At 31.3% G+C, this 7,182-nt stretch carries 6 protein-coding genes; 2 read left to right on the top strand and 4 right to left on the bottom strand.

Annotated elements, in window-relative coordinates; all coding sequences use genetic code 11:
- Together VK998_RS10215 and feoB are read left to right on the top strand one after the other, a co-directional pair.
- The coding region (locus VK998_RS10215) for a FeoA family protein (RefSeq protein ID WP_325228029.1) at nt 1-203 on the top strand (203 nt) is incomplete at its 5' end.
- 27 nt (nt 204-230) lie between these two features.
- On the top strand, nt 231-2,372 hold the full coding sequence (feoB, locus tag VK998_RS10210) for a ferrous iron transport protein B (protein ID WP_325228028.1): 2,142 nt from the start codon (nt 231-233) through the stop codon (nt 2,370-2,372).
- A 132-nt stretch (nt 2,373-2,504) separates the two neighbouring features.
- Here the strand turns inward: feoB and VK998_RS10205 are convergent, their stop codons facing one another.
- The 4 genes from VK998_RS10205 to VK998_RS10190 form a co-directional block, all read right to left on the bottom strand.
- Nucleotides 2,505-2,852, bottom strand: a complete 348-nt coding sequence (locus tag VK998_RS10205) for a hypothetical protein (RefSeq protein WP_325228027.1) — start codon at nt 2,850-2,852, stop codon at nt 2,505-2,507.
- A gap of 92 nt (nt 2,853-2,944) precedes the next feature.
- Nucleotides 2,945-3,964 carry a pirin family protein gene (locus tag VK998_RS10200; RefSeq protein ID WP_325228026.1) on the bottom strand — a complete coding sequence of 340 codons (1,020 nt, stop codon included), beginning with the start codon at nt 3,962-3,964 and terminating at the stop codon, nt 2,945-2,947.
- 138 nt (nt 3,965-4,102) lie between these two features.
- Complete coding sequence (locus tag VK998_RS10195; protein WP_325228025.1) at nt 4,103-5,314, bottom strand: glycosyltransferase family 4 protein; 1,212 nt, start codon at nt 5,312-5,314, stop codon at nt 4,103-4,105.
- Between the two features lie 79 nt (nt 5,315-5,393).
- Nucleotides 5,394-6,899, bottom strand: coding sequence for a GGDEF domain-containing protein (locus tag VK998_RS10190; RefSeq protein WP_325228024.1), 1,506 nt, complete (start codon nt 6,897-6,899; stop codon nt 5,394-5,396).
- Nucleotides 6,900-7,182 lie beyond the last annotated feature (283 nt).

The raw sequence follows: 7,182 nt of genomic DNA, 5'->3' as shown, positions 1-7,182 counted from the left end.
CCCGAGCCGGAGGCGCCCATCACGGCGACGGCCTCCCCGGTATCATTCGTAGAAGAATGCTAGATTTAGGTCTTATCCATGGTACAAATGTAAAGTCACTAATCCAAAGCCCAACAGGTGATCCTACAGCATATGAAATTAGAGGAGCTACTATTGCATTACGTTCAGAAGAAGCATCCCAAATCTTTGTTGAATTAATATAGCAAAAATTAAGGAGGTATTTATTTAAAATGGGACTAACTAAACAGTCTACAGGTATAGAAATGTTAAAAAAAGAATTTGAAATAGAACTTGAATCTTCTGATGATATAGTAGTTGCACTGGCAGGTAATCCAAATACAGGAAAAAGTACTGTTTTTAACAGCCTCACAGGCCTCAATCAACATACAGGCAATTGGCCTGGTAAAACCGTTTCCAACGCTCAAGGAAAATATATATTTAAGGATAACCAATATGTTTTAGTAGATTTGCCAGGTACCTATTCTCTATTAGCAAATTCTGTAGAAGAAGAAATAGCTAGGGATTTTATCTGTTTTGGAAAACCTGATGCAACTGTCGTCGTAACAGATGCTACTTCATTAGAGAGAAACCTCAATTTAGTATTTCAAATAATAGAAATTACGGATAAAGTAGTTGTATGTGTAAATCTTATGGATGAAGCAAAAAGAAAAAATATTAGTATTAATTTAAAAAGATTAGAAAACATCCTAGGTGTTCCTGTAGTAGGAACTAGTGCAAGAAATGGTGAAGGACTAGAGGAATTAAAAAACACTATCAAAAAAGTTGCTTGTGGAGAAATTAAAACGAATCCTAAAAAAATAATTTATGATAAAAATCTTGAAAATGCAATTAAAGAAATACAATCTCATGTTCAAACTTTGGTAGGAGACAAAATTGATAGTAGATGGATGGCTCTTCGTTTAATTGATGGAGACTATAAACTACTAAAATTAATGAATGACTATATAAATTTTGATATATCTAAAGATGAGTTTTTAAATAAAAAGTTAAAATCTATTAGTATTAATTTTGAAAAAGAAAATTTTAAATCAGAAGATTTAAAAGACCATATAGTATCTAGTATTATAAAAGTAGGAGAAGATATTAGCAAAGAAGTCGTTACATTTCAAAATAAAGATCATAATGAAATAGATCATAAGATTGACAATATATTAACCTCTAAAATATTTGGTATTCCCATAATGATAGCTATTTTAGGTCTTGTTTTTTGGATTACTATTGAAGGTGCCAATGCTCCATCTGATTTATTAGCTAAAGGTTTGTTTTGGATAGAAGCAAAATTAAGCAACATTTTTAAATTTATAAATACTCCCAACTGGTTACACGATATGTTGGTATTAGGGATTTATCGTACACTAGCATGGGTTGTATCAGTAATGCTTCCTCCAATGGCAATATTCTTTCCCCTATTTACATTATTGGAGGATTTAGGTTATTTGCCTAGAGTTGCCTTTAACTTAGATTATTATTTCAAAAAAGCAGGTGCTCATGGAAAGCAAGCCTTAACTATGTGTATGGGATTTGGATGCAATGCTGCTGGGATTATTTCGTGTAGAATTATCGATTCTCCAAGAGAACGATTAATTGCTATTATTACAAATAATTTTGTCCCTTGTAATGGACGTTTCCCAATATTAATTTCTCTAGCTAGCATCTTTATTGTCAATTCTACTGGTATCTTTCGTTCCCTAACTGCTACCCTATCAGTTTTGACATCTATAGTACTAGGAGTTGTAATTACTCTATTTATATCCAAACTACTATCTAGGACAATTTTAAAGGGACTACCTTCATCCTTTACTTTAGAATTGCCTCCTTATAGAAAACCCCAAGTAGGCAAAATCATAGTTCGTTCCATTTTTGACCGTACATTATTTGTATTAGCTCGTGCAGTTATAGTAGCTGCTCCTGCTGGTTTGATTATTTGGGCTATGGCCAATCTCATAATTGGGGATGCAAGCTTATTGACCCATTGTGCTCAATTTTTAAATCCATTTGCTCAATTGCTTGGAATGGATGGATATATTTTAATGGCTTTTATACTCGGCTTACCAGCTAATGAAATAGTCATTCCTATTCTAATTATGAGCTATATGTCCAAAGGATCTATGTTAGAATTAAATAGCTTACTTGAGATGAAACAATTATTTATAAATAATGGGTGGTCTTGGTTAACAGCTATTTGTACCATGTTATTTGCACTAAATCATTGGCCTTGTGGTACTACTCTTTTAACCATACGTAAAGAAACTCAAAGTTGGAAATGGACTTTGATATCCTTTTTGGTTCCTACAATTACAGGTATTATTATATGCTTTATTGTTGCACAAGGGGTAAGATTTTTTTGGTAAAACCTTACCCCTTTTCTTTTTCTATGATTTTTGCTATTTTTATATGCACCTTTATTATATTTCTGAGAAAAATTGTATATCTTATTAGCCAAATCCGTCCTTATAATATCTAAGTCTGATTTCTTAGGGTTTTCATCTAACTGCTTTCAATAATGCGATATCATGAGCATTTTTAGTTGTAATTATTTCCATGGTATTTAAATCTTTGCGAAGTTCCCCTACCTCATCATGTACTACTTGAATTTCAGCTTTTAATTCTTTCACTGCTAATTCCAAAGCTTCTTTAGTTACCATAGTTGTTTTTACTTCATTTAATTCTGTTCTTACTTCTTGGATTTCTGATTTCAACTCTGTTCTCACTTCTTGGATTTCTGATTTCAATTCTGTTCTCACTTCTTGGATTTCTGATTTCAACTCTGTCTTAACGTTCAATACTTCCACATAGAGTTTTTCCAGTAAATCATACGTCTTATCATTCATCAGATATTCCCTCCGTTTCATGCCTACATCATAGATAAATTATATCATTTACTAATTAATATATGCAAGGGAGTTTGCTATTAATTAAGATTTTATCTATTCTCTACTGTTTTATCAGAATATTTGGCAAATCTAGCTTTTTCTTTTGTATGAACAGGGTCCTTTCTATGCCATGGCCAACCTCCAAACTCTGTATCTTTATAATCTGCATAAGCTTGTTTTATTTCTTCCATAGTATTCATAACAAATGGTCCATAAGCTACTACTGGTTCATCTATAGGCTCGCCTTCTAAAAATAGCATATAGCTTTTTTCATCTCCATTTACTAGTTGAATTTCTTCATTCCCATTGAGTTTAAATCTATTGTCTACCCTTATATTCTTTCCGTTAATTTCTAATGTATGTCCATTATAATAATAGAGATTTCTAGTTATAGTATTATTGATTTTAGGAATCTTAAATCTTGAATTTGGTTCCATAGTTATTATCCATATATTTACTTTGTTTTTTTCATCACTTGCCCAAGATGATGGAGATGGTTCTAAAGCACTATGTTCCTTATATTTCCCAGCAATAAGCCTTATAGTGGTCGTTTTACCATTATTGTCAACTTCCTCTATAACAGGTATGTCTTCAGCCCATAGCATTTTATAATAAGGCTTTACAAACTTATCTTTCTTAGGTAGATTCAACCATACCTGAAATAGATGAAGTGGATTATCTTTGTGTTGATTCACTAGCGGAAACATCTCTGCATGTTGAAGACCACTTCCTGCAGTCATCCATTGTACATCTCCATCACCATATCTTCCTGCTGCTCCATAGGAATCTGAGTGATCTACAAATCCTTCCAAAACTATGGTTACCGTTTCAAATCCCCTATGTGGATGAACTGGGAATCCTGGTACTGTTCTTCCATGGTACATTCTAAACCCATCCCTTATTTCAAAATCATTTCCAATATTTCTATTCTTTAAGCTTTCTTCATCTACACCAAGTTCTTCATTTCCCTTTGGATAATCATCTTTATGATGAGCACAAAATATAAACGGATCCTCTACTCCCCACCTAAAGTCTAAGGCTTCAGTTTTTAGAATTATATTATCAGACATAATATCCTCCCTTATATTAGAATATATTTGTTTATATTCTTATACCCAAATTGATTATATATTCTCGTTGAAAAAGTTAACCAAATCTTAGTCTGAATAACGATAAAATTAATAAGATTATAATTATCTTATTGGCATTTACATTGAGTTAATAATATTATTCATATTATCAACTAGTCCTTCCCAAGAAAAAGATCTTATTTTATCTTCCATTTCTTTAGGAAATTCTTTCTTTTCTTTTACTTTTTTAATTTGAATTAATATAGCTTTTTTTAGATTTTCCTTAAATTCTGGTAAATCTTCTTTAACTGGTTTATCTACATCATATATTCGAGGAAGTGGAACATATTTAATTATTCCAGACTCTTTTATTTCTTCACCTAGAAGTGTCATTAAAGCTGGTATTTCTGTAGTCACTACATATAGACCACTGGCAAGACTCTCTATAGCCATAAGCCCTAAACCTTCATAATAAGAAGGCATAAGATATATATCCTTTTTTCTTAATTCTTCACCTAAGGCTACCTGATCTTCTACATTATATAGTCTTATACTACTGTCATCTTTAATATATTCTTCTATCTTCTTTTTATTTTCCTCATTAGGTATGCCAATAATATCTAAAGTTACATCATCCATTTCTAGAGATTTATATACTTCTATAAGTTCATAAATTCCTTTAGATGGATCTATTTTTGCACAAAATACAAGTCTTACTTTATCAGCATATTCCTTTTCTTTTGGAGGATAAAAAATATTTTGATTAAAACCTCCTCCTACTGCTATTATCTTAGTTTTATCTATACCATATACCTTTACTATTTCATCTTTTTGTTCTTCGGATGCTGAGAATACATAATCTAGATCATGTATCCTATCTACATACTTATCTTTTAAATTTGGATTCATTTTAGCTTGTCTTAGATCTGTATTATGACATATCCCAATGATCTTTGTATCTGGAAACACTTCCCTAACTAAAGAAGTTAAAATCCATAGGTGATGTGCAAATATAATATCAGGAACGAAATCTTTCTTTACTTTTTCTAGTCTTTTTCTAAAAACATCTCTATAGATTCTCACCATTTCTTTAGTCATAGATGCATATAAAGTGTTTTCATAAGGCATAACATTACTCATTCCAACTATAGGAAAGGGTAATTCTTCGCTCTTAAAAGATATAGGATATTGATCCTTACTATCTAAGATATCCCATATGTATTCATCTTGATATCCAAAAATAGCTTTTTGTTCATATTCATATTTTTTGAAACCTTCTATAAGATTTGAATAATATACTCCTGAGCCAGTTTTTGCTGGCAATTGTGCCAAAACGTGCAATATTTTCATATTTCTCTCTCTTTCATTTATAATTTTTTATCTGGATGCTAGTCCTAAATATCTTTTTTCTCCATATATTTTAATTCTTTTATTCACGATTCAGCAGAGAGCTTGATCTTACAACTGTATTGCGTCCATCTTTTTTTGCTTGATATAGTGCTTGATCAGCAGCATTTATAAGGTTATTAGAATGGATATTCTTATTAGGAATCATCGCAGCCACTCCTAAACTAACCGTAACTACTGTTTCCATATTTTCTTGTTTAATTCCTAGATTTTCTATTTTAGCTCGTATTTCTTCAGCAACAATCGAAGCCCCATCTTCTGTAGTGTTATATAAAAAAGCTACAAATTCCTCACCACCAAAGCGTGCTACAAAATCACCTGATCGTTTTGCTACTTTTTTTATTACATCGGCCACAATTTTTAAGCATTGATCTCCAGCTAAATGCCCATATGTGTCGTTAAACATCTTAAAATTATCAATATCTATCATGATTAAAGCTAAAGGTTGCCTTTCTCTCATACCAATTCTCCAAGCTTTTTGAAGAACAATATCAAAATATCTTCTATTAGAAATATTGGTAAGTCCATCTACCATTGAAATCCTCTCTAGCTCGGCATTCGCTTTTCGGAGCAATTCATTTGTTTCATAAAGTTCTTGGGTTCTTTCCATAACATCTAATTCAAGTTTTTTATTCAGTTTACTAAACTTGTTAACCAAATATATAGTTACTATCAAAACCAGAATAAGGATTACGATGGTTGTATATAAAAGAGTGCTCCTTATGCTTTCTTCAGTGAGATAGATAACCTTTTTCCCTTGCCAATCACCCAGTATATCGGTCATAGTACCATCTTCTTTCATTTCTTTTAGTCCAGCATTAATTAAGTTAAGTAACTCCCCATTTCCTTTCTTCACCGCTATTCGTGAGTATTTTGTTTCTATAGGCTCTTCTATAATTTGTATGCCTCTTACTTTGCTGCGAGCTAATTCATATTCACCTATCCACTTATCCATAACGATAGCATCTAATTCACCAGACTTTACCATTTCAAAACCAATTTTCCAGTCTGAAATTGTATTGATCTTTATTCCATCATATTTTTGTAATAAGTTATATGGATATCCTCCATATTCTACACCAACGATTTTGTTCTTTAAATCATTAACTGTTTCGATGCCATTATTTCCACTTTTTACAAATATTAAAAACTCTGATTCCAATAGTTCATCAGAAAAATCATAGACTTTTTTCCTTTCAGAATTCATGTTAATTTGAAGTAGAGCATCTGCTTCTCCTAATAATACCTTTTGTTGAGCTTCTTCCCAATCAATTGCTTTTACTTCAATTTTATAACCTATCTTTTTACCAAGCTCTTTTGCTATATCAACAGCTACCCCTTTTGCTACTCCGCTTTCCTCATAGATAATAGGAGCAATGTTTTTATTCCCCAAGAAAACTATTGTCTCTGAATATTTATGGTTATCTTTTGAATTTATGGGCGTATTTAGTAGATATAATAAAAATATCACCACTATTAACATAAAAGTGAGCAATATATCTCTTTTATTAAATTTACCTTTACCCATAATTCATCACCTCTAAAAGCTTGTACCAATGATATAGTTGATAAACCATTAGATTAATATTAGATTTTACTACAAATGATGCTTATTTGCTTCTATATAATGTCCTTCCTTCTTTTTCAGATGCTTTTACATCCAATAACAGTTCACTATCATATGCCACCACAATATTTGAGCCAATTGTAATAGATATATCTTTATCTTATTTATTGTATCTTTCAGCTTACTTTCGTTTCTAATAATAGAAAAGTTTTCAATAGCCATTATAAATTTGTCAATAATATAG

Origin of the sequence: Schnuerera sp. (assembly GCF_035459645.1) — a bacterium.
In the GTDB taxonomy this organism is placed as follows: Bacteria; Bacillota; Clostridia; order Tissierellales; family Tepidimicrobiaceae; genus Schnuerera.
Note: the sequence above shows the minus strand (reverse complement) of the source record. Positions and strands in the feature narration are given on the sequence as shown.